Annotated in this window: 21 protein-coding genes; 8 read left to right on the top strand and 13 right to left on the bottom strand. The window is 46.6% G+C overall.

What is annotated here, in order from left to right; all coding sequences use genetic code 11:
* Position 1 precedes the first annotated feature (1 nt).
* The 5 genes from pepN to ICN36_RS11120 form a co-directional block, all read right to left on the bottom strand.
* Positions 2-2611, bottom strand: a complete 2610-nt coding sequence (gene pepN, locus ICN36_RS11140; protein ID WP_216228432.1) for an aminopeptidase N — start codon at positions 2609-2611, stop codon at positions 2-4.
* A gap of 45 nt (positions 2612-2656) precedes the next feature.
* A complete protein-coding gene (locus tag ICN36_RS11135; protein WP_216228431.1) occupies positions 2657-3232 on the bottom strand; it encodes a TMEM165/GDT1 family protein in 576 nt (191 codons plus the stop codon).
* 113 nt (positions 3233-3345) lie between these two features.
* Positions 3346-4464 (bottom strand): alanine dehydrogenase, encoded by a 1119-nt coding sequence (ald, locus tag ICN36_RS11130; protein WP_216228430.1) that lies wholly within the window; start codon positions 4462-4464, stop codon positions 3346-3348.
* 12 nt (positions 4465-4476) lie between these two features.
* Entirely contained in the window at positions 4477-5859 is a 1383-nt protein-coding gene (locus ICN36_RS11125; protein WP_216228429.1) for an amino acid permease, read from the bottom strand.
* 244 nt (positions 5860-6103) lie between these two features.
* The gene (locus ICN36_RS11120; RefSeq protein ID WP_216228428.1) at positions 6104-6853 is read right to left on the bottom strand and encodes a ThiF family adenylyltransferase; all 750 of its coding nucleotides are present in this window, start codon (positions 6851-6853) and stop codon (positions 6104-6106) included.
* A 22-nt stretch (positions 6854-6875) separates the two neighbouring features.
* Here ICN36_RS11120 and pdxH point away from each other — a divergent pair, with 22 nt between their 5' ends.
* Positions 6876-7511 (top strand): pyridoxamine 5'-phosphate oxidase, encoded by a 636-nt coding sequence (pdxH, locus tag ICN36_RS11115; RefSeq protein ID WP_216228427.1) that lies wholly within the window; start codon positions 6876-6878, stop codon positions 7509-7511.
* 15 nt (positions 7512-7526) lie between these two features.
* Here pdxH and msrA read toward each other — a convergent pair whose 3' ends face one another.
* On the bottom strand, positions 7527-8099 hold the full coding sequence (gene msrA, locus ICN36_RS11110; protein ID WP_216228426.1) for a peptide-methionine (S)-S-oxide reductase MsrA: 573 nt from the start codon (positions 8097-8099) through the stop codon (positions 7527-7529).
* A 49-nt stretch (positions 8100-8148) separates the two neighbouring features.
* On the opposite strand from msrA, the gene ICN36_RS11105 reads away from it, so the two are divergent.
* The gene (locus ICN36_RS11105; RefSeq protein ID WP_216228425.1) at positions 8149-9546 is read left to right on the top strand and encodes a coniferyl aldehyde dehydrogenase; all 1398 of its coding nucleotides are present in this window, start codon (positions 8149-8151) and stop codon (positions 9544-9546) included.
* Between the two features lie 7 nt (positions 9547-9553).
* Here ICN36_RS11105 and leuE read toward each other — a convergent pair whose 3' ends face one another.
* Entirely contained in the window at positions 9554-10231 is a 678-nt protein-coding gene (gene leuE / locus ICN36_RS11100; protein ID WP_216228424.1) for a leucine efflux protein LeuE, read from the bottom strand.
* A gap of 251 nt (positions 10232-10482) precedes the next feature.
* Between leuE and ICN36_RS11095 the strand changes: the two genes are divergently transcribed.
* On the top strand, positions 10483-12024 hold the full coding sequence (locus tag ICN36_RS11095; protein WP_216228423.1) for a DEAD/DEAH box helicase: 1542 nt from the start codon (positions 10483-10485) through the stop codon (positions 12022-12024).
* A gap of 2 nt (positions 12025-12026) precedes the next feature.
* Positions 12027-12605 (top strand): chorismate lyase, encoded by a 579-nt coding sequence (locus tag ICN36_RS11090; RefSeq protein ID WP_216228422.1) that lies wholly within the window; start codon positions 12027-12029, stop codon positions 12603-12605.
* Between the two features lie 3 nt (positions 12606-12608).
* Here the strand turns inward: ICN36_RS11090 and ICN36_RS11085 are convergent, their stop codons facing one another.
* On the bottom strand, positions 12609-13433 hold the full coding sequence (locus ICN36_RS11085; protein ID WP_216228421.1) for a uroporphyrinogen-III synthase: 825 nt from the start codon (positions 13431-13433) through the stop codon (positions 12609-12611).
* Positions 13434-13468: 35 nt separating this feature from the next.
* Positions 13469-14434, bottom strand: coding sequence for a hydroxymethylbilane synthase (gene hemC, locus ICN36_RS11080; protein WP_216228420.1), 966 nt, complete (start codon positions 14432-14434; stop codon positions 13469-13471).
* Between the two features lie 43 nt (positions 14435-14477).
* On the opposite strand from hemC, the gene argH reads away from it, so the two are divergent.
* The 4 genes from argH to ICN36_RS11060 are packed head-to-tail and all read left to right on the top strand — an operon-like array spanning position 14478 to position 19258.
* Positions 14478-15896 (top strand): argininosuccinate lyase, encoded by a 1419-nt coding sequence (gene argH / locus ICN36_RS11075; RefSeq protein WP_216228419.1) that lies wholly within the window; start codon positions 14478-14480, stop codon positions 15894-15896.
* 5 nt (positions 15897-15901) lie between these two features.
* Positions 15902-16453, top strand: coding sequence for a TRAP transporter small permease subunit (locus tag ICN36_RS11070; RefSeq protein ID WP_216228418.1), 552 nt, complete (start codon positions 15902-15904; stop codon positions 16451-16453).
* The gene (locus tag ICN36_RS11065) at positions 16450-17979 is read left to right on the top strand and encodes a TRAP transporter large permease subunit (protein WP_216228417.1); all 1530 of its coding nucleotides are present in this window, start codon (positions 16450-16452) and stop codon (positions 17977-17979) included. Before ICN36_RS11070 ends, ICN36_RS11065 begins: the two co-directional genes overlap by 4 nt.
* A gap of 40 nt (positions 17980-18019) precedes the next feature.
* A complete protein-coding gene (locus ICN36_RS11060; RefSeq protein ID WP_216228416.1) occupies positions 18020-19258 on the top strand; it encodes a hypothetical protein in 1239 nt (412 codons plus the stop codon).
* 84 nt (positions 19259-19342) lie between these two features.
* Here ICN36_RS11060 and ICN36_RS11055 read toward each other — a convergent pair whose 3' ends face one another.
* The 4 genes from ICN36_RS11055 to ICN36_RS11040 all read right to left on the bottom strand — a co-directional run bounded on the left by ICN36_RS11055 (position 19343) and on the right by ICN36_RS11040 (position 23142).
* Positions 19343-19606: a Txe/YoeB family addiction module toxin gene (locus ICN36_RS11055; RefSeq protein WP_216228415.1), complete on the bottom strand. Its 264-nt coding sequence runs from the start codon at positions 19604-19606 to the stop codon at positions 19343-19345.
* Positions 19596-19853: a type II toxin-antitoxin system Phd/YefM family antitoxin gene (locus ICN36_RS11050; RefSeq protein ID WP_216228414.1), complete on the bottom strand. Its 258-nt coding sequence runs from the start codon at positions 19851-19853 to the stop codon at positions 19596-19598. The genes ICN36_RS11055 and ICN36_RS11050 overlap by 11 nt, the downstream gene beginning before the upstream one ends.
* A 110-nt stretch (positions 19854-19963) precedes the next feature.
* Positions 19964-22231: an arginine/lysine/ornithine decarboxylase gene (locus tag ICN36_RS11045; protein ID WP_216228413.1), complete on the bottom strand. Its 2268-nt coding sequence runs from the start codon at positions 22229-22231 to the stop codon at positions 19964-19966.
* Positions 22228-23142, bottom strand: a complete 915-nt coding sequence (locus ICN36_RS11040) for an ion channel (protein WP_216228412.1) — start codon at positions 23140-23142, stop codon at positions 22228-22230. The genes ICN36_RS11045 and ICN36_RS11040 overlap by 4 nt, the downstream gene beginning before the upstream one ends.
* Positions 23143-23152 lie beyond the last annotated feature (10 nt).

Genomic DNA, 23152 nt, shown 5'->3' with positions numbered 1-23152 from the left:
CTTAATTACCCAAAGCCTTTCCAATCACCTCTTTCACATCGGCAGAGAGTGTTGGGCATGCAGAAACACGCTCTAGAGCAGCTTTCATGCGATCTTGGTAGGGTTGGGCGAATAGACGCCAGCGGTCTAAAGCTCTTGCGAGGCGGGCAGCTACCTGAGGGTTAATTGGATCTAGCGCCAGCACGCTATCAGCCCAAAATTCATAACCACTGCCATCGGCCTGATGAAAGCTAGCTGGGTTATTGGCGCAGAAAGCATGAATAACGCTACGCACTCGGTTTGGATTATTTAGCTTAAATGCGGGATGCTCACGAAGCTTCTTCACTTCAGTAAGTGTGGAATCAAGACCATCAACTGGAGGTCGGCTTGATTGCAAACCAAACCACTTATCTATCACTAGAGCGTCATTTGCAAATCGATTATAAAAATCAATTAAGCAGTCCTTAGCTTGCTTCGAGCCATGTACAACCAATGCTGATAAAGCTGCATAGCGGTCTGTCATATTGTCAGCAATTTGATATTGATTGGTGGCCATTGGTGCCCATACTGCTGGTGCAGCCTCAAGCAACATACTTAAGGCTAGATTTTTGAGAGCACGCTTACCTGCATCTACCCCATCGGACTTAAATGGTCCAGGCGTTTGCATTTGTTGATACAAAGCCGCCCATTCAAGCTGAAGCTGCTTAGCCAGCTCTCTACGAAAAGCACGTCTCGCAGCAAATATCTTCTGAGGATCAACGCTCGTGCATTGCTCATACAAGTAGGACTCTGCTGGCAGGGTTAAGGCCAGATCTTTAAACGCTGGGTCTAAGTTGGGATCCAACAAAATATTACGATAGGCCTCAATCAATTGGGCATCAGGCAGGCGGTTATTCAGAATCATCTGCATGGCTAACTTTTGTCCGGCCTCCCAGCGATTAAATGCATCATCATCACTTGAGAACAAGGTTAGTAGATCAGCCTCAGACTGCTCAAAATCTAAATTAATTGGTGCTGAAAAGTTTCTATTAATTGAGAGAACCGGACGCTCTTCTATATTGTCAAAGGTCCAGGTTTGAGTCTCTTGAGTCAACTCCAACAAATGCTCTACTTGGTCATTCGCTTTCGTCAGCAAACGCATTTTGAGTGGGATATGGAATGGCTTCTTTTCTGCCTGACCAGGGCTTGGCGCGCAACTTTGAGTCAACGTCAGTTGAAACTGTTTTTTAGCTGCATCGTAATGCTCCTGTACCTTCACCCTTGGGGTACCTGCCTGGCTATACCAATTTTTAAACTGAGTGAGGTCCTTGCCATTGGCATCTGCCATAGCCATCAAGAAATCATCACAGGTAACCGCTTGCCCATCATGGCGCTTGAAATACAGATCCATGCCCTTACGGAAACCATCTTTGCCCAATAAGGTTTGGTACATCCTCACAACTTCAGAGCCCTTCTCATACACGGTAACCGTATAGAAGTTATTAATCTCTTGGTACTCGTCAGGACGGATTGGATGAGCCATCGGACCCGCATCTTCCGGGAACTGCAGTTGACGCAGTAAGCGGACATCTTCAATACGTTTTACCGCCCTTCCCGATTCACTACCCATTTGATCGGCAGAGAACTCTTGGTCCCTAAATACGGTTAAGCCTTCTTTGAGTGATAACTGAAACCAGTCCTGACAAGTCACACGGTTACCGGTCCAGTTATGGAAGTACTCATGTGCAACAACACTTTCAATATTGGCAAAGTCAGCATCGGTAGCAGTTTCAGGTTGAGCAAGGACAAACTTAGTATTGAAAATATTCAAACCCTTGTTCTCCATCGCGCCCATATTGAAATCACTGACTGCCACAATCATGAAGCGCTCTAAATCCAACTCTAGCCCAAAACGCTTCTCATCCCAATGAATAGAAGCTATTAAAGAATCCATTGCATGGCGAGTCTTCTTTAGATCATGGGGCTCAACCCAGATCTGCAGTAGCTTCTTGGCACCACTGCTAGTGGTAATGGTCTCTTCAATGCACTCCAACTTACCTGCCACCAAGGCAAACAAGTACGATGGTTTTGGAAATGGATCTTCCCAAGTAGCGCTATGCCAACCATTTGGAAGCTTTTCTGTACCGAGTAAATTGCCGTTAGAAAGCAACACAGGGCATTCAGATTCACGTGCACGCAATGTCACGCGATAGCGCGCCATTACATCAGGACGATCCAAGAAGTAGGTAATTTTTCTAAAGCCTTCAGCCTCACACTGAGTGAAGAAGTTTCCATTTGAGACATACAGACCCATCAAAGTCGTATTTTTCTCAGGAACGCAAACGCAAATAATTTCCACAACAAACTTATCTTTGCCTTCGTTTGGCAAAGAATGAATCGTAAGTGTTTCCGGAGTGAGCTCAAAATGACGATGGGCTTCGCCATTAATGCGCAAGCTCACAAACTCGAGCTCATAGCCAACCAAAACCAATGGAGCCCCTGGCTCAAAACTTTTGCCTGGCAAAACCTCAATACGACTCTTCACAATTGTTCGCGCTGGATCTAAAGCAATATCGAGCTCGACTTGATCGAAGGTATAAATAGGCGGAAGGTACTCGAGCCGACGGAAGCTCTGTGGGAGATCAGTTTTCATGAGCCTATTTTAAGTCTAGGCTGAAAGACTGGGTAACCTTCTAAATCAAGCCCATATCAAGGTGGCTAGACCTATGGCAATAAAGGTGACAGCCGCCACAGCGTGAACCCACTTAATAGGCATGCGTTTCGTGAACTTCTGGCCAATCCAGACTGCAGGGGCATTTGCCAACATCATCCCCAATGTGGTGCCTATAGTTACGGAGACCACATCCTCATAACGAGCCCCTAAGGCGATAGTTGCAATTTGCGTCTTATCGCCCATCTCGGCCAAAAAGAATAAGCCCACTGTCAGCAAAAATACCTGCAGGGCTTTGTCGGCTACCTTTGATCCAGCGGCATCATCAATATGATCGGGCACTAATAGCCACAAACCAATTCCCAAGAAACTCAATCCCAAAATCCAGCGCATGACGTCAGGCGAAACCAAGGTAGTAAGCCAATGTCCAAAGAAGGCAGCGCATGCATGATTTGCAATGGTGGCAATAAAGATGCCTGCAATGATGGCTAATGCCTGCTTGGGGTAACGAGCAGCTAGCATCAAAGAAAGTAATTGGGTTTTATCTCCCATCTCCGCTAAAGCAACTACTCCGGCAGAGAGGGTTAAGGCTGAAAAATCCATGTTTTGGGGGGTCCAGTAATCTAGTAAAGCCGCAATCTCTTGCGTATAAGGGATAGTTTAAATCCCAATACCCCCCAATACTCACCAGACCCATCCATTTTGTAAATATATTGCTATGCCACCAATAACTCCTCTGCAGAGGCAAAGTTGAGTCCTTGCGCTTTCCCAACTGGTTCAGAGGTCAGCACTCCTTTATGGACACTTAGGCCATTACGCAAGTGATGATCAATCGATAGCGCCTTCATCACCCCACGGTTTGCTAAGGCCTCCACAAATGGATAAGTGGCGTTGGTTAGCGCAAAGGTAGATGTTCTCGCTACTGCTCCTGGCATATTGGCAACACAGTAATGAATTACGCCATCCACCACATAGGTTGGGTCTGCATGGGTAGTGGGCTTCGAAGTTTCAAAACATCCGCCCTGATCAATGGCGACATCTACCACCACCGATCCTTGTTTCATTTTTTTGATCATGTCATGCGATACCAATTTAGGGGCTGCAGCACCGGGGAGAAGTACTGCTCCAATCACAACATCTGCCTCACATATCTCTTGCTCAATCAGTAAGGTATCCGAATAAAAAGTTCTCACACGATTGCCATAGAACATGTCGATTTGACGCAAGCGCTCAACATCACGATCAAAGATGCAAACATCAGCGCCCATTCCTACTGCCATTTGCAGGGCATTGCGACCCACTACACCGGCTCCCAAAATAACAATTTTTGCTGGCGAGACTCCAGGAACTCCAGCCATCAGAACGCCCATACCGCCATTCGTCTTTTCTAAATGTGATGCGGCAGCCTGAATTGACATCCGACCGGCGACTTCACTCATGGGTGCCAATAGCGGCAGGGCACCATTGAGAGCGGTGACAGTTTCATAGGCAATGCAAGTCGCCCCCGATTGCAATAAGGCCTTTGTCTGCGCAGGATCTGGAGCTAAATGCAAATAGGTAAAGAGAATTTGATCCTCGCGCAACATCGCACACTCCTGCGCCTGAGGCTCTTTGACCTTCACAATCATCTCCGCCTTTTGAAACACTTCTGCTGCACTATTAATTAGGCTAGCGCCAGCAAGGCGATATGCTTCATCACTTAAACCAATCTGTTCGCCTGCGCCTCGCTGAATCAGAACAGAGTGTCCTTGCCTACAAAGTCCACTGACATTGCCCGGTGTTAATCCTACTCGAAACTCATTATTTTTTACTTCTTGAGGTATGCCAATAATCATTGCTATCTCCTATTATTTAAAATCACACTTGATTGCTGTTTTGCGATGTAAACCCATGACATAAAACATCACGAGATACACCCCCAATAAACACGGGCCCACTATTAAGGCGATCCGTGCATCCTCATGAAAGCCCATCAGCACCACTACAAAACCAATAAATGCCAGAGCAAACCACGACGAATAGGGCCACCAAGGAGCGCGATACCCCAACTGAGCTACTTGGGATTTAGAAAGCGAGTGACGGAATTTGATCTGTGTAATCAAGATGGCAATCCAAACCATCAAACCGATAAAGGTCACTGCAGCCATGATGTATTGAAAGGCCTTATCAGGTACAAAGTAGTTCAGTACTACACCTGACATACAGACCCCGACCGTAGCCACTACAGCCCGATGGGGAACGCCATACTTAGAAAGTTTTGAAAAGGATTTTGGGGCATATCCGTTTGATGATAGGGAGTACAACAAACGACCACCACTAAAGATGCCTGCATTACAAGAAGAGAGGGCCGCTGTGATCACCACAAAGTTAATCAAGCCCGCTGCCTCCCGCAAACCCAATCGCTCGAACATCACCACGAAGGGACTGCCCTGCTGCCCCACTTGATTCCAAGGGAAGATTGCCAGGATGACTAGGATCGCACCCATATAGAAGATCAAAATACGCCAAGCCAAAGAATCAATGGCCATCGGAATCGTTTTGTAGGGGTTCTCTGCTTCACCTGCAGAAAGGCCGATCATTTCTATACCCACATAAGCAAATAAGACCATTTGCAGTGACAGCAACATCCCGCTAATGCCATTTGGAAAAAATCCACCGTGTTGCCATAAATTACTCAGGCCAATCGGCTGCCAATCATTGGTAAAGCCAAACAAAATGACTGAGCCTCCGAGTGCAATCATCGCGACAATAGCAACTACCTTGATCAGAGCAAACCAAAACTCAAACTCACCAAATACCTTTACCGCAATAAGATTGATTAAACCCATCATCACAATAGAAGAAAGTGCCCAGATCCATTGCGGTGTCTCAGGAAACCAAATTCCCATATAAATACCGACAGCGGTAACTTCTGCAATACCAACTACGATCCAGTAGGTCCAATAACCCCAACCCACCATATAGCCCGCCAGGGGACCCACATAGGTATTGGCATATGCCGCAAAAGAACCCGCCACAGGTTCATGCACCGCCATCTCACCAAGGGTGCGCAAGACGATGAAGGCAACAATGCCTGCCAGCAAATAACCCAGCAGAATGGATGGGCCTGCTATTTGAATTGCGCTTGCCGACCCTAAAAATAATCCAACGCCGATCGTTGAGCCTAAGGCCATCAAACGAATATGCCGTACTTTGAGGTGACGTTTTAAGCCAGAGTGTTCAGTCTGCAAGGGAGACCTCCTTTCGATTTGTCATTGGCAACTTGCCAACGGAGCAAAGTCTAGGGAGGACTGGTGATGAGCACTAGGGGAGAAAAATTACTAAAGTGATTAAATGAATAAATCTATGCAGACAAATATTGAAATGTCTTTGAAATCAACGCAGAGTTTGAAATAAATTATTTCTGATTGCAAAAGAATCAGTAATTTCCTACAGGGAATCCCCTTAAGGATTTACAGTATTTTTAAGAAAAATTTACTGCGTGGAGATGAGATTGAGGACTTCTGCAGCAGCAGCCAGTCCACAGGCAGCAGTGACCATCACAGTGGAACCGTATCCCGAGCAGGCTAAACCCCCACTGGAAGCTCCAGCCCGCGGCTCATGTGAATAGACTGCACGAATGCCAATTTTCTTCTTGAGGTTTCTGGAGAAGCCATGATCCTGTCTAAGTCCTTGGCGGACCTTGGCCAACAAGGCATCTTGTTCGGTACGGGATAGATCATCACAACGTACTGATGTTGGATCTGACTTTCCACCAGCGGCACCACACATGACTAAAGAACGATTATTTTTAACAGCCCATACAGATAAGGCAATCTTAGTTTGCACTGAATCTGTAGCATCTAAAACCAGAGCATTTTCAGGAATGAGTTGATCTAGGTTTTCCGGCTCCAAGAATTCGTCGCAAGAAGTCAACTTGATCTCCGGATTAATCTGCAGAATGCGCTCCCTCATCGCTTCGACTTTTGCTTTTCCATACTGCCCTTCTAAGGCATGCACTTGTCGATTGGTATTACTTTCAGCAATATGATCAAAATCAATGAGCACAAGATGTCCAATTCCAGTGCGAGCTAGAGCTTCAGCCGCCCAAGATCCAACCCCACCTAAACCAGCGACGACAACTGTTGCATTTAGAAAGCGTTCGCGCAGCTCTGGCCCATAGAGTCGCGAGACTCCCCCGAAACGTCGATTTTCCAAGCTTTCTTCTACCTTGTCTTCTGCCATAGCTTTTCTTTATACTGAATGAATGGACTCCATTGCACAACTTCGCAAAAACTATACCTTTGGTCAGCTCTCCGAGACCGAGGTTCCTCATGATCCTCTACAACTTTTTAGGCTTTGGTTTGATCAAGCTGTAAAGGCAGAGTGCCCGGAACCCAACTCTATGAGTCTAGCAACTGCGGATCAGGCCGGAAATCCATCAGCCCGTATTGTCTTACTAAAAGGCGCAGACCAAAACGGCTTCACCTTTTTCACTAATTACGAGAGTCAAAAGGGTCGAGATTTGGCGATTCGCCCACAAGCTGCCTTACTCTTTCATTGGCATGAGTTAGAACGTCAGGTACGCATTCAAGGGCTCGTTGAACGGGTAAGCGCCGCTGAGAGTGATGAGTACTTTCATTCTCGTCCAGCAGCCTCCAGAATCGGTGCTTGGGCCTCCCCCCAGAGCGCTGCCATTCCAAATCGTGAATTTTTGGAAGAGGCTGAAAAGCGCTTTAAAGAAGAATTTGGTGATTCACCTCCCCGCCCTGAGCATTGGGGTGGCTATCGCTTACGCCCTACTGAAATTGAATTCTGGCAAGGCCGCCCCTCTAGACTGCATGACCGCATGCATTACAAACTAGAGGGAACTAGCTGGCAGGTTAATCGCCTAGCCCCTTAACACTTTTGAAATGCCTCAGGAATATTGGGGCGCTATCAACGATTTAAATTTCGCTCTAAATTTAGCAAGCTTAGGCGCAACTACTGCCATGCAATACCCTTGATTGGGGTGCTGCTGGAAATAATTCTGGTGATAGTCTTCCGCTGGATAAATAATTGGCGCAGCATCGATCTGTGTCACGACGGGATTAGAGTAGATTTTAGAATCCTCAAGCTCTTGCACTACTTCATGGGCAATCTGAGCTTGCTTTTCGTTATGAGTAAAAATCACCGAGCGATATTGCGTCCCATGATCATTGCCTTGATAGTTCAAGGTGGTTGGATCATGAATCACGAAAAAGATTTCTAGCAAGTCTCGAAATGAAACCACTTGCGGATCAAACATGACATCCACAATCTCTGCGTGGCCAGACACGCCAGTGCAGACCGCCTCATAGGTTGGATTGGGTCTTGCGCCCCCGGCATAGCCAGAAACTACAGACCGAACCCCAGAAATTTGCTGGTAAACGGCTTCAAGACACCAAAAACAGCCCCCACCCAAGGTGGTGCGCTCTAAAACGGGTTCATTTTTTTCTAAATTTGTATCCATGGCTTTATCCTAATGCCTTATTCAAATGCCTGCCAACTATTAATCCACTATGAACCGCTTCACTATCCAGCTCGATGAAATGAAAGCAGCCTACGCTGCTGAACCAAATCCTACACTCGAAGTGAGGTTAGATCGAATTGCTCGCATTGAAAAAATGATTGAAGCAAATGAAGAAAAAATCTCTAAAGCCCTCATGGCGGACTTTGGTGTGCGCCACCCAGTGGAGACGCGGCTTGCGGAATGCCAGATGATTTATCAGGCATGCAAGCACACGCGTAAGCACCTCAAAGAGTGGATGAAGCCGGAGCAAAGAGATGTGCCGTTTCATATGGGCGCCTCACAAGCTTGGGTTGAAAGCCAGTCTCTTGGAGTAATCGGTATTCTGAGCCCCTGGAACTACCCCGTTCAGTTGACCCTCATTCCAGCCATTGCTGCATTTGCTGCTGGTAATCGTGTTTGGCTAAAACCATCTGAACGAAGCTCGCGCACTTCAGGCTTTATCGCCAGCCTAATACAAGAATATTTTCATCCAAGCGAATTCTGTGTCACTACCGGTGGCCCAGAGGTCGCCGAGCAATTTGCCGCCCTGCCCTTTGATCATCTTTTCTTTACTGGCTCAGGCGCTATCGGTAAAAAAGTGATGCGTGCCGCAGCAGAAAATCTCACGCCAGTCACCTTAGAATTAGGCGGCACTACCCCTGTGATTATTGATCAGAGCGCAAAGCTCAAAGATGCTGCCGCCTCGATTGTTTATGGCAAGTTACTCAATAGTGGGCAAACCTGTATCGCTCCAGACTATGTATTGCTTAATCAAAGCATTCAGGAGGAATTCATCCAGGAATTGCAAGCTGCAGCGCAAATTCAATTTAGCAACCCGGAAGAGCTAACCGGACCAATTGATGAAAGACAGCTAGAGTACTGGCAACACTTAGTGAGTGATGCGCTAGACCGCGGTGCAAAAGTGATTCCTTTACTTAACAACCCTGGTGCTGGCGCAAGGCCATTCGAGCCAATTGCATTGATCAATGTTCCACAAGAGGCTCGCGTTCTTCATGAAGAAATCTTTGGGCCTATTTTGCCAATCGTCACCGTTGCAGATACTTCCGCTGCGATTGCATATGTAAATAACAAACCTAGCCCCCTGGCTCTTTATTGGTTTGGTAAAGATAAGAAGAATATGAAGCGGGTCTTAGATGAAACTCGTTCTGGTGGTGTCACTGTTAACGACACACTCTTACATATCACCATTGAAGACTTGCCTTTTGGGGGTGTTGGTCCTAGCGGTATGGGAAGCTATCACGGCAAAGCTGGCTTTGATACTTTTAGCCATCAAAAATCTATTCTAGAGGTACGCGGCTTCTTTGGCTTAAACCTGTTTAAAGGAACCAAAACAGCGCGCCCTCCTTATGGAAAAATGACTGAGTGGCTGCTACGGTATTTGAAGTAAGGATGTCTTACGCAAGCAGTAGACGAAATGCAAAACCAATAAACAAGATTCCAGCAAACATCCATAAGGCTGATGCAAGACGGGGTTGATGCTGAAAGAATTTTAAGAAAATTTGTCCTACGAAAATCAGACTGGCCAAATAAGCCATGCTCATCATCTGCAGAACAATTGCGAGATAGAAAAAGGTATGTGTAGGACTTTCAAAATCCGGACGAATAAACTGCGAAAAAAAGGCAATAAAGAAAAAAATAGCCTTGGGGTTTGTTAACGATAAGGTTAGTGCAGCAAATAGCGGATGTAATTGCATCAAACGCATTTGAATCTCAGGGGGTTTTGCACCCTGCTTCATCAACCAACGCTGTTGCCCGTTTCGCAGCAGCCCAAAACCCATCCAAGCCAAGTAAACAGCGCCTAAGGTGCGCACAAAACTGAAGACCATCGGCGATGACATCAGGAGCGATGCAGCACCCAAAGCCACAGCAATCATGAGTAATGAATCTCCAACAAATACACCAAGCGCTCCCCATGCGCCGAAGCGCCAACCCTTTTCAAGAGCAATGGTTAGAACATAAAGCGAGTTTGGGCCGGGTAATAAAATAACAAATAAGGTCCCCAGTAGATAACTTGAGAAATCTACGATTCCAGCATTAGCTGGCGATAAAAGACCAAATGAAAGCCATTCCATCCCGTTATCATAATTAAGTCGGGAAAACCCTTGTAATCGAGTGCTTAAAATGCCATAATAGGAGGCTTTTTAAAGCAATTTGATTCATCGCCCCCCAGCTCTATTTCAGCGTACCGTTTAGAAGTCATAAACACCGAAGGTAAAAAACGCGCTGCCGCTTGTCTGATGGTCGATGCCCTTGACCATCGCACCCTATAAAAAACCATGGGTGCAACATACGGAGACATCCCTTAAAGGGGATGTGTAATAGCATGACTTTTTCTAAAGAAACTAAACACGAGTCGAAAGACTCAAATAGCGCTGGAACTGAATTCCAGAATTTTGCCTTAGCGGCATCACTCCTCAAAAACGTTGCTGAACTGGGTTATACCCAAGCTACTGCCGTGCAAGCTCAGGTTATTCCTGCAGCCCTAGCTGGTGGTGACTTATTGGTCAGCAGCCAAACCGGTAGCGGTAAAACCGCAGCCTTTTTATTGCCTTTGATTAATCAACTCATCGAAGACAACCCGAACAACTCACCTGTACCAGGTCGCGCACAACCTAAAGTGTTAGTGCTCTGCCCTACTCGTGAATTGGCTCAGCAGGTTGCCGCCGATGCAGTGAACTTAGTTCGCGGCATGAAAGGTATCCGTATCGCAACTGTTATGGGTGGCATGCCATACGGCAAGCAGATCCAGGCATTGAAAGGTGCATTGTTAGTTGTTGCAACTCCAGGTCGTTTGCTCGACTTGTGCGATAGCAAAGCAATTCGCTTGGACGATGTAAAACAACTCGTTATCGACGAAGCCGATCGCATGCTCGACATGGGATTTGCTGATGATCTCGAGGCAATTGATAAGCGTTGTGCAGGCCGTAACCAAACTTTGATGTTCTCTGCAACTTTTGCGCCAAAGATTATGTCTTTAGCAAACGAGTTGACTACAAATGCCAAGCGCGTTGAACTTGCTCATGCAGGTGAAAAGCACGCCAACATTGAACAGAAGTTACATTGGGCTGACAGCATGTCACACAAGCATAAATTGCTTGAGCATATTTTGGCTGATGCCGATTTGGATCAAGCAGTTGTGTTTGCAAGTACTCAAGTTGAAAGCGAAAAAATCGCCGATACATTACGTGCAAATGGCTACGAAGCTACTGCTCTACACGGTGCAATGCCTCAAGCTGTGCGTATGCGTCGTCTCGAGTCATTACGTAAAGGTCATACCAAGATTTTGGTTGCAACTGACGTAGCGGCTCGTGGTATTGATGTGCCACGTATTAGTCACGTGATTAACTTTGGCTTGCCAATGAAACCAGAAGACTATACACATCGCATCGGTCGTACAGGTCGTGCAGGTCGCAATGGTGTTGCTATCACCTTGGTTGAACATCGTGATCGCGCCAAGATCCGTAATATCGAACGCTTTACACAGCAAGATATCGTTGCTTCAGTCATCGCTGGTCTTGAGCCACAAGCCAAGCCAAGCTTTGGTGGTGGCGGTGGTCGCCCTGGTGGTGGTCGCTCTGGTGGTGGTGGCGGTCGTTCCGGTGGTGGCTTTGGTGGAAATCGCTCTGGCGGTGGCGGCGGTGGTCGTTATGGCTCAGGCGCTCGTTCAGAGTCTCGCTTTGGCGGTGGCGGTAATGCTGGTGGCGATCGTTCAGGCGATTCACGTCCTGCACGTTCTGCTGACTCACGCCCTGCACGTTCGGCTGATTCACGTCCGGCACGCTCTGGAGATTCACGTCCTGCAGGTGGCCCACGTTTTGCAAAACCAAAGGCCGGCGGTCAACGTCGTAGCTTTAGCGGTAGCTAAAAATGATTCACCGAAATCGTCTCCGTTCTGCATGGAATCGAGTCGGTTCCGGTGAAATCCATCGGGCGCCACGCGAGTGGCAACCTTGGCTTAGCGATACCGGGTCTCTCACCCAAAAAATTGAGAAAGCAATTGGGCAAAAGCTAGAAGTTCAGGTTTTGCGTGACTGCCCTCATTCACTCAATAGCGACGAAAGTCGCTATTTTCATTTCAAGATCAGACGTTGCAGAGTACGCGAAGTACTGCTCTGCTCAAATGGCATTCCCTTGGTCATGGCGCGCAGCGTTATTCCAACCTTTAGTTCTAGCGGCAGTAACCATCAAATTTTGCGTTTAGGTACAAAACCTTTGGGCGCTGTCTTATTTAGTAAAACACGTAAACACTTTAAGGCAAAGCCGCCGCGCGATATTGCTCGCCTTGATAAAGCTAGTGAGCTCTGGAAAAGATGTTCTAAACACTCTGCCGCCTTGAGCTCACCCTTGTGGGCACGACGCACCCTCTATCGATTAAAGAGTCATCCTATTTTGGTCAATGAGATCTTCTTACCTACTCTGCTGGGCGCTACCAAGACCCAAGAATAAGCTCTAAAGTGTTAACCAGGCTAAGGTTGATTTAACCAAAGCCTCGTCACCGGGTTCGCTGGTAAAGACTTCACCAAACCCAATCATCTCCGCCGCATCGGCAATATTGTGATGCGGGCATAGGGCGCTTGCTGGATTAAGACTTTGCGTGAATTGATCCTTCATGACTTCGCCAAGATAACGAACCGCTTCGGATGAAGTAAGCAGCCAAAGTGATTTACTCAGATCCATTTCTCTCACAAGTTGCCAAGCAGGATCATCAATATCCAATGGTATGCGACTGTAAGTAGAAATCGCCTCTACAGAAGCCCCAGCCTTGATTAAAGTGTCAGCCAACCAATCACGACCACCCTCACCTTTAAAGATGATTACTTTTTTATTCTGCCAATTCCACTGTAAAGATTGGAGCTCTTTCCACAAACCTTCTGAATCCCAGTTTTCATTGGCCTTAGGAATAATGATGGGCGTCGGACTCTCTTCTAATCCGATGCCATGATTTTTTAATGCCAGATGGCTACTGCCACCCATCACACCAATCGGAATAATCGTCTTAGAAAAGTCTTGCCAATCGCGCTCTAATAAACGCATGACGCTCTCAATCGCATTTGGACTAACAAAGATGGCAAGATCAGCACCGCCTAGAACGGTGGCGATATGGTCAGCTAAATTCGCATCGGACTTTGGGGCAATGGTCAACAAAGGCAAGGATAGTATCTCTGGAAGGCTGCGCTTTCCTACTCCACTTGTCTCGATTGCACGAGTAAGCACCTCAATCAGCTGACGGGCCTGACCACTAGGCCTGGTGACAATAATGGTTTTGGTGCTCATACTTAATCGTCGCTCTGAGTTTTCGTTACTTTTTTCTATTTCGGGAGCTTTGGAATTAAATCTGCTGCACCTTGTGAGAGCAAATCTTGTGCAACCACAAGACCTAACGCCTCTGCGTCTTCAATAGATTTCACTTGGGCACTTCCATTCGCCAAGCAAATTGCTTTTCCATCAACACTTGCCACAAAAGAACGAATGCTCATTTGGCTCTGATCCCATACAGCATGGGCAGCTAAAGGCACTTCACAAGAGCCTCCTAGTTGACGAGACACCATACGCTCAGCAGAAACTGCAAATAAGGTTGGCAAATCATTTAAAGGATCAAGCCACTGCTTAATATTGGGATGTTTGCTTAAGGTCTCAATACCTAAAGCGCCTTGACCTGCAGCCGGCGTGTAAGGATCATAGGGCAAGAATGCGCGAATACGTGATTCTAGGCCTAAACGCTTTAAGCCGGCAGCCGCCAAAATGATTGCTTGGTACTCACCGCGATCCAACTTACCCATGCGGGTATCTAAATTACCGCGCAATGGCTGAATTACTAAATGGGGAAATTTTGCACGCAGAACTGACTCACGTCGCAAGCTCGATGTACCTACAATCGCGCCCTCAGGAAGATCTTCAAGAGTGGTGTAATCATTAGAAACAAAGGCATCGCGTGCATCCTCTCTCGCCATGACACAGGCCAGGTCAAAACCCTCAGGCATGACCATCGGAACATCTTTCAGGGAATGCACCGCTAAATCGGCTCGTCCATCCTCAAGCGCTGTTTCTAGCTCTTTTACAAAAAGACCTTTGCCGCCCACTTTAGAGAGGGCTCTATCCAAAATCTGGTCACCGCGGGTAGTCATTCCCAAAATCTGGACATCGCAGTCAGGATAGAGCTTTTTAAGGCAATCTCGGACATGCTCAGCCTGCCACATGGCTAGGCGACTTTCACGGGAAGCGATTACGAGGCGCTTTGGGGCTGCCGAAGAGGAGGAATTCAGAGTTTGGGACATAACATTTAAAATAATCAAAGACCTACACCAATATACTGTGTTTATGAGCTCATCAAATAATTCCTTAGCCAACAAAGCCCAAGCTTGGTCGGCCCGTTTTGCCGAACCCGTCGACGAACTTGTTCAGCGTTATACCGCTTCCATTGGCTTTGATCAACGCTTTGCGATGGTCGACATTGCCGGTTCCCTAGCGCACGCTGAAATGCTAGCCACTCAAAAGATTATTGGTTCACAAGATTTGGCTGATATTCAAAGAGGTATGGCTCAAATTAAGAGTGAAATCGAGTCTGGTCAATTTAATTGGCAACTTGCTCTCGAGGATGTCCATCTGAACATTGAAGCCCGCCTAACTGAATTAGTTGGTGATGCTGGCAAACGTTTGCATACTGGTCGCTCCCGTAATGACCAAGTAGCGACTGATTTGCGACTGTGGTTGCGCGGCAGTGTTGATGATATTGCGGCCACCCTCAAATCCTTACGCGTAGCGCTTTTAGATTTAGCAGAGAAACATGCATCCACCATCATGCCAGGTCATACGCACCTGCAAGTAGCGCAACCGATTACTTTTGGTCACCACTTGATGGCTTACTATGAAATGTTTAGCCGTGATGCAAGTCGTTTGACAGATTTACGCGCTCGCTTTAATCGCCTGCCTTTAGGCGCAGCAGCATTAGCCGGAACTACCTACCCTATTGACCGTGAGCAAGTCGCTAAGATCCTTGGCTTTGATGGCATCTGCAATAACTCACTCGATGCAGTTTCTGACCGTGACTTTGCCATTGAGTTCTGCGCCTTCTCATCCATTTTGATGATGCACATTTCACGCTTATCCGAAGAGCTCATCCTATGGCTAAGCCCCCGCTTTGGCTTTATTGATCTGCCCGATCGCTTCTGCACTGGTAGTTCGATCATGCCGCAAAAGAAAAATCCTGATGTACCAGAATTAGCACGCGGTAAAACTGGTCGCGTTTATGGTGATTTGATATCTTTGTTAACACTCATGAAGGGTCAGCCCCTCGCGTACAACAAAGATAATCAAGAAGATAAAGAACCTTTGTTTGATGCCGTAGATACTGTGCAAGATACTTTGCGTATTTTTGCAGATATGGTCCCACATATTGAAGTAAAGGCTGAAGTCATGAAGAAGGCGGCTGAAGAGGGTTTTGCAACAGCAACTGACTTAGCCGACTACCTTGTTAAAAAAGGTTTAGCCTTCCGCGATGCACATGAGGCTGTAGCGCATGCCGTTAAAGCCTGCGTTGGCAGAAACTGCATGTTGACTGACTTAAGTCTCTCTGAACTACGTTTTGCATGCGGCTTAGATAATCGCCCTGAACTCATTAGTGATGATGTCTTTGTATTGCTCACTGTTGACGGCTCAGTTCAATCACGCCAGCATGCTGGTGGAACAGCTCCTGCCCAAGTGCTCGCCGCTATCAAGCGGGGTCGTGCAGACCTCTAAAGCAAATGGGGTTTTGGTCCAAACTCTCTGCAGGCATTGATTACGTAAATCAGTTTTTGGGCAAGGCGGCCAGCATCATGATTTTGCTGTCCTGCGTGGTATCTGCTGTAAATGCCCTGCTGCGCTATGGCTTAGATATAAGCAACAACTGGCCACTAGAACTTCAGTGGTATCTCTTTGCTGCAGCCGTCATGCTCGGTGCCTCCTACACACTCAAACGTAATGAGCATGTTCGGGTGGACTTAATTTATTCCCAGCTTTCTGCTCGTGGACGTCTATGGGTCGATCTTTTTGGTTTGATCTTCTTTTTAATGCCGGCCTGCCTCTTATTTGCGTGGCTCTCTTGGACCACACTCTTTTATCCATCATGGCTAGTGATGGAGCACTCTTTAAATTCTGGTGGCCTAGCGCGCTACCCTATTAAGTTTGTGGTTCCATTTGGCTTTTTCATGCTGAGCCTCCAGGGTCTTTCGGAAATCATTAAACGTATTGGCGCCTTAAAAGGGAGCGTGACTTTGCCTACCGAAGACCTCCATTACGAAAAGCCCATGCAATGATTCCATTGGAGTGGATGCCGCCCTTGATGTTTGCTGGACTGATCGTCTTTATGTTGATTGGCTTCCCGGTTGCATTCTCTTTAATGGCAGCGGGCTTATTTTTCTCTGCGATTGCTATTGGCGAAGGATACTTTGGGGTTGCCTTTTTACAAGCAATTCCCCAGCGCATCTTTGGCAGCGTCCTTGCGAATGATCTATTACTGGCCATCCCCTTCTTCACCTTCATGGGGGCCATCCTGGAGCGTTGCGGGCTTGCGGAAGAAATGCTTGATTCCATGGGGCAACTCTTTGGTCGCGTTCGTGGAGGCCTTGGTTACTCCGTCATCATCGTGGGATTTATTTTGGGCGCTATTACCGGCACTGTAGCTGCTCAGGTAATCGCCATGGCGATGATTTCCTTGCCGGTGATGATGCGTTACGGCTACAACATGCGCTATGCCACGGGGGTTTTAGCGGCTTCAGGAACGATTACGCAGCTGGTGCCACCTTCTTTAGTTCTCATTGTGCTTGCAGACCAACTAAAGACTCAAAGCGGCAGTGCTGATGTGGGCAGTATGTATTTGGGCGCATGGGGCCCATCACTTTTACAGATTGCCCTCTTTGCCCTCTATACATTCTTCCTAAGTCGCATCCGGCCTGACTATTTGCCACCAGTGCCAGAGAGTGAACTCACCCTTAAGGGCTGGGCGCTTTGGAAGAAGTGTCTGATGGGAATTATTCCATCAGCGGTACTGATCTTTTTAGTGCTCGGCACCATCATGACTGGCATTGCCACACCTACAGAATCCGGAGCTATGGGTGCGATGGGTGCTTTGTTGCTTGCTTGGCTGCGTCGCTCCAGCACTCCGAATCTCAAAGGACTCATACAAGAGGCCTATCAGAACACTATGCGGATTACTGCCATGGTGGTTTTCATCCTCATTGGATCAACTTGCTTTTCTGTTGTATTCCAAGGGGTAGATGGCGGCTTTTGGGTTGAAGAGCTTTTCTCTAATCTTCCTGGTGGTTGGGTTGGCTTTCTGATCATTGTGAATTTATTTGTTTTCTTCCTGGCATTCTTCTTGGACTTTTTTGAAATCGCTTTCATTGTTGTGCCGATGCTTGCGCCGGTGGCAGTAAAACTTCTATCGCCGGTGCTTCTCGATTCTATGAATGGCAATCCTCAAGCAGCAGCTAGCGCTGCTCTAGTGTGGTTTGGCGTGATGCTGTGCGTCAATATGCAAACTTCGTTTATGCATCCACCATTTGGTTTTGCCCTCTTCTACCTTAGAGGCGTTGCCCCCAAAGAAGTGAAGAGTAGCGACATCTACTGGGGTGCTCTGCCTTGGGTCGGCCTGCAGTTGGTGATGGTTGTACTGGTGATGGCGTTCCCCGCACTGGTGACAACACTCCTAGATAAGCCTGCTGCTGCTGTTCAGAGCCAGGACTTTAACTTCACCGGCGAAGAAAGCAAGCCAGACACTCCCACAACCAAAGTTGACGAGGATGCACCAGTCACCTTTCAACTGGATAAGCCAACCAAGTAGCACTCTCCTTCAATTAAAAGAGGGGATTTTCCCCAAATTAGTGCGCAGAGCACTTTCTGCCATTGCCTTATCGGCAGCCCTTAGTGGTTGCGGCTCAACTGGAGCGCCTGACTTTAGTCAGATGTCGGCCAAATACGCCAATATCTTGGAGCAATACCAGATCAATATGATTTTTCAGAATATTTTGCGATCTTCTGAAAATCGTCCTGTTAGCTTTTTAGATATGCCAACCATCAATGGTTCGGGTTCTATTACGACAACCTCTTACGCCAGTGCATTTTTTACAGGTGGCATTCTGCCCTACAACGCTAGTTACCTCCCAATTAATGGAGGATTAAGTAGCGTCACGCCTGGAGTTTCGCTATCAGTTGGCAATACATTTAACTTCACCCAGTCTTCCTTAGATAACGCAGTATTTTGGAAGGGTTACTTAAATGAACTCCCAATAGAGATGGTGAAATATTTTGAACACAATCACATCCCAAGAGAAGTTCTCCTAAGTCTAGTAGTTGATGAAATAGTAATTACCAAGCCAAACGGTGATGTAGTCACCCTCATCAATAACCCTCTCCGACCAGACCATGCGGAATTCCAAAAACATCTCTACAAGCTTATTTCATATGGGCTTGGGGCCTTCATGGTTGATACATCGCTAAAGATAGGTCCCCCTTTAAGTGTTGCCAATCTCAAATCCACCTTTGGCGATAATTCATTTGAGGTAATGAAAAGCTCTGGCATTGTTCTCCAGCGAGTAGGGAAAAATTCCCCACTCATATTTCAGCCGATACAAGTTTCGAAACAATACAAGCTTTGCATCAACACCAATAAATATGAGAATTTTATTCGCCAAGAATATGGTGATGAAATATTTTGCGAAGTAACACTTGCCCAGGAAACTAAGCAGCCAAGCGCTGATAAAAAATCTCAGCCTAAACTCACTATTCGCATTCGATCTACAAATAATATCTTTGAATATCTAGGTCAAGTAGTAAAAGCTCAACTAGGTGAAAAGTCTTATATGGTTACTTTGCCACCCTCAGAAACCACTTTTAGCAACAAAACAAATGGCTCGAATGAATATGCATTGTTTGTAGTCTACAAAAATCAATCCACCCCGAGACCCTTTTCTAGCATAGAGGGTTTGGATGGCAATCTTTATAGCATCCCGAGCGAAAATAATGGCTACTCACCATTAGCCATTAAATTACTCGCGCAGTTTATGTCCTTGCAGAAAATTCCCGGAAGTATTCCAGCGTCACCTTCAGTGCTGCTGAAGTAAGAGACTATGCAGTAGCAAGAAATAAGGCCCCTAAGGGGCCTTATTTCTTTAGAAGCGCTGCTCCTCTTTATTGAGGAACCCACTTTAATCGTAGTGATAACGGCAGGCAATGATGACTAGCCGATCTTTTTCAATTGCATACACAAGACGATGCACATCATCGATTCTTCTAGACCAAAATCCTGAGAGAGACTCTCTCAGCTCTTCCGGCTTACCAATGCCTTTTTTGGGATTTCTTAAAGTATCTTTAATTAAAACGTTAATGCGTTTTAAGGTTTTTTTATCTTGCCCCTGCCAGTAAAGATAGTCAGACCATGCTGCATTTGTCCACACTAGCCTACTTAGCATCCACTAGAGCCTTTGCTTTAGTCTGCCCCTTGCGATATTGCGCCAATGATTTCTCCAAGTGCTTTACGTTAGCCGGAGATTTTAATAAATGGAATGTTTCCATCATGCTGTTATAGGTATTCAAGGACATGACTACGGCATCCTCGGCGTCCCTGCGTGAGATCACAGCAACATCACAGTCAGCCACTACTTGATCAATGACTTGCTTAAACTGATTTCTAGCATCTGAAAAATTAATGACTCTCATGATGTCCTTAGACTTGTTCAATATATTGTACAAGTATACAGAATGTCCATTCATGGCGCAAGCAAAAAGCCCCGCAAAAGCGGGGCTTTAAGATGGAAATCTGAAATAGGTCAGAGGGTTATATCGCGCTCTTGCCTTACGCAATCGACGTAATACTCACTCTTGCCATCGATGCTGGTTTTAACCAGTCCATGGATATCCGTCTCAAATCCCGGGAATTTCTCATTAAAGTCTCTAGCGAAGTAGAGGTAGTCAATGATGCGTTTATTAAAGCGCTCACCAGGAATCAGCAAGGGAATGCCTGGAGGATATGGAGTAACCAACATAGCTGTTACACGCCCTTCCAACTGGTCTAGCGGCACACGATCTACTTCTTTATGCGCCATCTTGGCCCAAGCTTCAGAAGGCATCATGGCTGGAACCATATCTGAGGTATACATCTCAGTAGTCATACGCGCTACATCACGACTCTTATAGAATTCATGAATTTGCTGGCAAATATCTTTTAAGCCAACACGTTCGTAGCGTGGGTGCTTGGCAACAAACTCAGGCAACACCTTCCACAATGGCGCATTTTTATCGAAGTGATCTTTGAACTGCTGCAATTCTGTTACGAGCGTATTCCAACGGCCTTTGGTAATACCGATCGTGAACATGATGAAGAAGGAATAAAGGCCGCACTTCTCAACAATCACTCCGTGCTCGGCAAGATACTTGGTCACAATACTGGCTGGAATACCCATGGAACCGAAGTTGCCTTCAATATCCAATCCAGGCGTAACCACTGTCGCCTTAATAGGATCAAGCATATTGAAGTCTTTGGCCAATTTGCCAAAGTCATGCCAAGCTGCAGATGGCTCCAAGACCCAATCTGAACGCTCACCAATACCTTCTTCGGCCAAATGATCTGGACCCCAAACCTTAAACCACCAGTCAGCGCCAAACTTATCATCCACTTCGCGCATTGCGCGCCGGAAGTCCATTGCTTCAGCAATAGACTCTTCAACCAAAGTTGTACCGCCAGGAGACTCCATCATGGCTGCAGAAACGTCACATGAGGCAATAATCGCGTACTGTGGACTGGTTGAGGTGTGCATCAAATAGGCTTCATTGAAGCAATCCCGGTCAAGCTTAGTATCTTCGGCATCCTGCACTAGCACTTGTGATGCCTGGGATAAACCAGCGAGCAACTTATGGGTTGACTGGGTGGCAAACATCAAACTCTTCTTAGTGCGCTTACGATCCGAGCCAATAGCGTGCATATCTTTATAGAAAGGGTGGAAGGCAGCATGTGGCAACCAAGCTTCATCAAAATGCAATGAATCCACTTTTCCATCCAGCATCTCTTTAATCATTTCAACGTTGTAGACGATGCCGTCATAAGTACTTTGTGTGAGCGTCATGACACGAGGCACTACGTTCTTATCCTTGATGAACGGATTAGCATCAATTTTCTTCTTGATGTTTTTCCACTCAAACTCTTCCTTTGGAATTGGACCAATAATGCCCAAGTGATTACGAGTAGGCATCAAGAAAATTGGGATCGCGCCCATCATCGTGATCGAATGAATCACAGACTTATGACAGTTACGGTCAACCAAAACTACATCGCCTGGGGCAACAGTGGAATGCCAAACAATCTTGTTAGATGTAGAGGTGCCATTAGTTACAAAGAACAAATGGTCAGCATTAAAGATGCGGGCAGCATTGCGCTCGCTCTGCAACACAGGACCCGTATGGTCTAAGAGCTGACCCAATTCCTCAACAGCATTACAGACGTCAGCACGGAGCATATTCTCACCAAAGAATTGGTGGAACATACGGCCCACTGGACTCTTTAAGAAAGCAACGCCGCCAGAGTGCCCAGGGCAATGCCATGAGTAGGAACCTTCAGAAGCGTAATTGGTTAAGGCGCGGAAGAATGGGGGCGCCAGTGAATCTAAATACACCTTGGCTTCACGAATAATATGACGTGCTACAAATTCCGGGGTGTCTTCATTCATATGAATGAAACCGTGCAACTCGCGCAAGATGTCATTTGGCATATGACGAGAAGTACGAGTCTCGCCATACAAAAAGATTGGAATATATTCGTTACGCTTACGCACTTCAGTGATAAAGGCGCGTAAGTTATTTAGAGCCGGAAGATCACTATCTTCAGAGTCAGCGTCAAACTCTTCATCGTCAATCGAGACGATGAATGAGGATGCACGAGAAGCCTGCTGCGCAAACGAAGTCAAGTCACCATAGCTGGTTAAGCCAATAACTTCCATACCCTCATTCTCGATCGCCTCGGCGAGGTCACGAATTCCCGAACCCGAAATATTTTCGGAGCGGAAGTCTTCATCAATAATGATGATTGGAAAACGAAATTTCATAAAAACTCCCCTGCTAATTTATCCGAGACATTCGGAACCCACTTCTCAAAGTTGGCTAAATCTATTATCCGGCCACCATCTGGCGAAACCGTGACTATATCGACAAAAGTCGCATTTTGCTGCACATCTCTTGGTAAGTAAACATGGCGAGCGTAGACTTGATTTGCCAGGCTCTCGTGATACCCCGTAAAGGTAATTAAAAGGTGCCAATTCCCATTTAATTCCGCTTTACCCAAGAAATCTTTTAGAGGGCTTGCCTCATCCACGCTATGCATCGCTGTCCAGGTCATAGAAAAGACCGGACTCTCGGAACGATGGAGTTGCAACTCAACAGATCGACGATAGCGCTCACCCTCACTTGTCATACTTTCTGCAATCAGCCATAGTCGTAGCTGCGCCTCCACAATATGAGAGCTGCGATCATTGGCCACTCGGAACTTCAATGTTTTGATGCCGTTATGATTACCAACCACAGCTACTTTAGAGAAACGTATACCTGCAGTAGGCCGGGTAAAGCGCGCAAAAGCCAAACCAGTAGTCAAGGCTGAATAGACGATTCCAAAGAACGCCTCAAACGTCACAATCGCATTAGGCCAACTACCAACAGGAGTCATTCGACCATAACCGATAGTTGCCATCGTTTGAACACTAAAGAAAAAGACATCTAACAAAGAGCCTGGTCGTGCATTAGTAATGGAGCCATCCCCACATGCGATATACGCAAAAGCAAATAAAAGGTTTGTCCCAAGATACACAAAGACAACTAGCAACATAAAGCCAGTCCAGGTGGTACCTAGCAGCCAATGGTAGAAATTATTCTCTGGTCGCGCCATTTCTGAGCGCGAGAGTGTGGCGCGGTATTCCTCTAAATTAATCCGTGTTGGACGACGATTAAAAAGAAATTTACGCACTACCGTAATG

The sequence above is a fragment of the Polynucleobacter sp. UK-Gri1-W3 genome, assembly GCF_018881595.1.
GTDB lineage: Bacteria > Pseudomonadota > Gammaproteobacteria > Burkholderiales > Burkholderiaceae > Polynucleobacter.
This window is presented reverse-complemented; position numbering and strand designations above follow the sequence as displayed.

What these genes read in the sequence shown, in the direction of transcription:
- pepN (WP_216228432.1), bottom strand. Translation starts at nt 2,611, where the DNA reads ATGAAAACTGATCTCCCACAGAGCTTCCGTCGGCTCGAGTACCTTCCG.
- ICN36_RS11135 (WP_216228431.1), bottom strand. Translation starts at nt 3,232, where the DNA reads ATGGATTTTTCAGCCTTAACCCTCTCTGCCGGAGTAGTTGCTTTAGCG.
- ald (WP_216228430.1), bottom strand. Translation starts at nt 4,464, where the DNA reads ATGATTATTGGCATACCTCAAGAAGTAAAAAATAATGAGTTTCGAGTA.
- ICN36_RS11120 (WP_216228428.1), bottom strand. Translation starts at nt 6,853, where the DNA reads ATGGCAGAAGACAAGGTAGAAGAAAGCTTGGAAAATCGACGTTTCGGG.
- pdxH (WP_216228427.1), top strand. Translation starts at nt 6,876, where the DNA reads ATGGACTCCATTGCACAACTTCGCAAAAACTATACCTTTGGTCAGCTC.
- msrA (WP_216228426.1), bottom strand. Translation starts at nt 8,099, where the DNA reads ATGGATACAAATTTAGAAAAAAATGAACCCGTTTTAGAGCGCACCACC.
- ICN36_RS11105 (WP_216228425.1), top strand. Translation starts at nt 8,149, where the DNA reads ATGAACCGCTTCACTATCCAGCTCGATGAAATGAAAGCAGCCTACGCT.
- leuE (WP_216228424.1), bottom strand. Translation starts at nt 10,231, where the DNA reads ATGGAATGGCTTTCATTTGGTCTTTTATCGCCAGCTAATGCTGGAATC.
- ICN36_RS11095 (WP_216228423.1), top strand. Translation starts at nt 10,483, where the DNA reads ATGACTTTTTCTAAAGAAACTAAACACGAGTCGAAAGACTCAAATAGC.
- ICN36_RS11090 (WP_216228422.1), top strand. Translation starts at nt 12,027, where the DNA reads ATGATTCACCGAAATCGTCTCCGTTCTGCATGGAATCGAGTCGGTTCC.
- ICN36_RS11085 (WP_216228421.1), bottom strand. Translation starts at nt 13,433, where the DNA reads ATGAGCACCAAAACCATTATTGTCACCAGGCCTAGTGGTCAGGCCCGT.
- hemC (WP_216228420.1), bottom strand. Translation starts at nt 14,434, where the DNA reads ATGTCCCAAACTCTGAATTCCTCCTCTTCGGCAGCCCCAAAGCGCCTC.
- argH (WP_216228419.1), top strand. Translation starts at nt 14,478, where the DNA reads ATGAGCTCATCAAATAATTCCTTAGCCAACAAAGCCCAAGCTTGGTCG.
- ICN36_RS11070 (WP_216228418.1), top strand. Translation starts at nt 15,902, where the DNA reads ATGGGGTTTTGGTCCAAACTCTCTGCAGGCATTGATTACGTAAATCAG.
- ICN36_RS11065 (WP_216228417.1), top strand. Translation starts at nt 16,450, where the DNA reads ATGATTCCATTGGAGTGGATGCCGCCCTTGATGTTTGCTGGACTGATC.
- ICN36_RS11055 (WP_216228415.1), bottom strand. Translation starts at nt 19,606, where the DNA reads ATGCTAAGTAGGCTAGTGTGGACAAATGCAGCATGGTCTGACTATCTT.
- ICN36_RS11050 (WP_216228414.1), bottom strand. Translation starts at nt 19,853, where the DNA reads ATGAGAGTCATTAATTTTTCAGATGCTAGAAATCAGTTTAAGCAAGTC.
- ICN36_RS11045 (WP_216228413.1), bottom strand. Translation starts at nt 22,231, where the DNA reads ATGAAATTTCGTTTTCCAATCATCATTATTGATGAAGACTTCCGCTCC.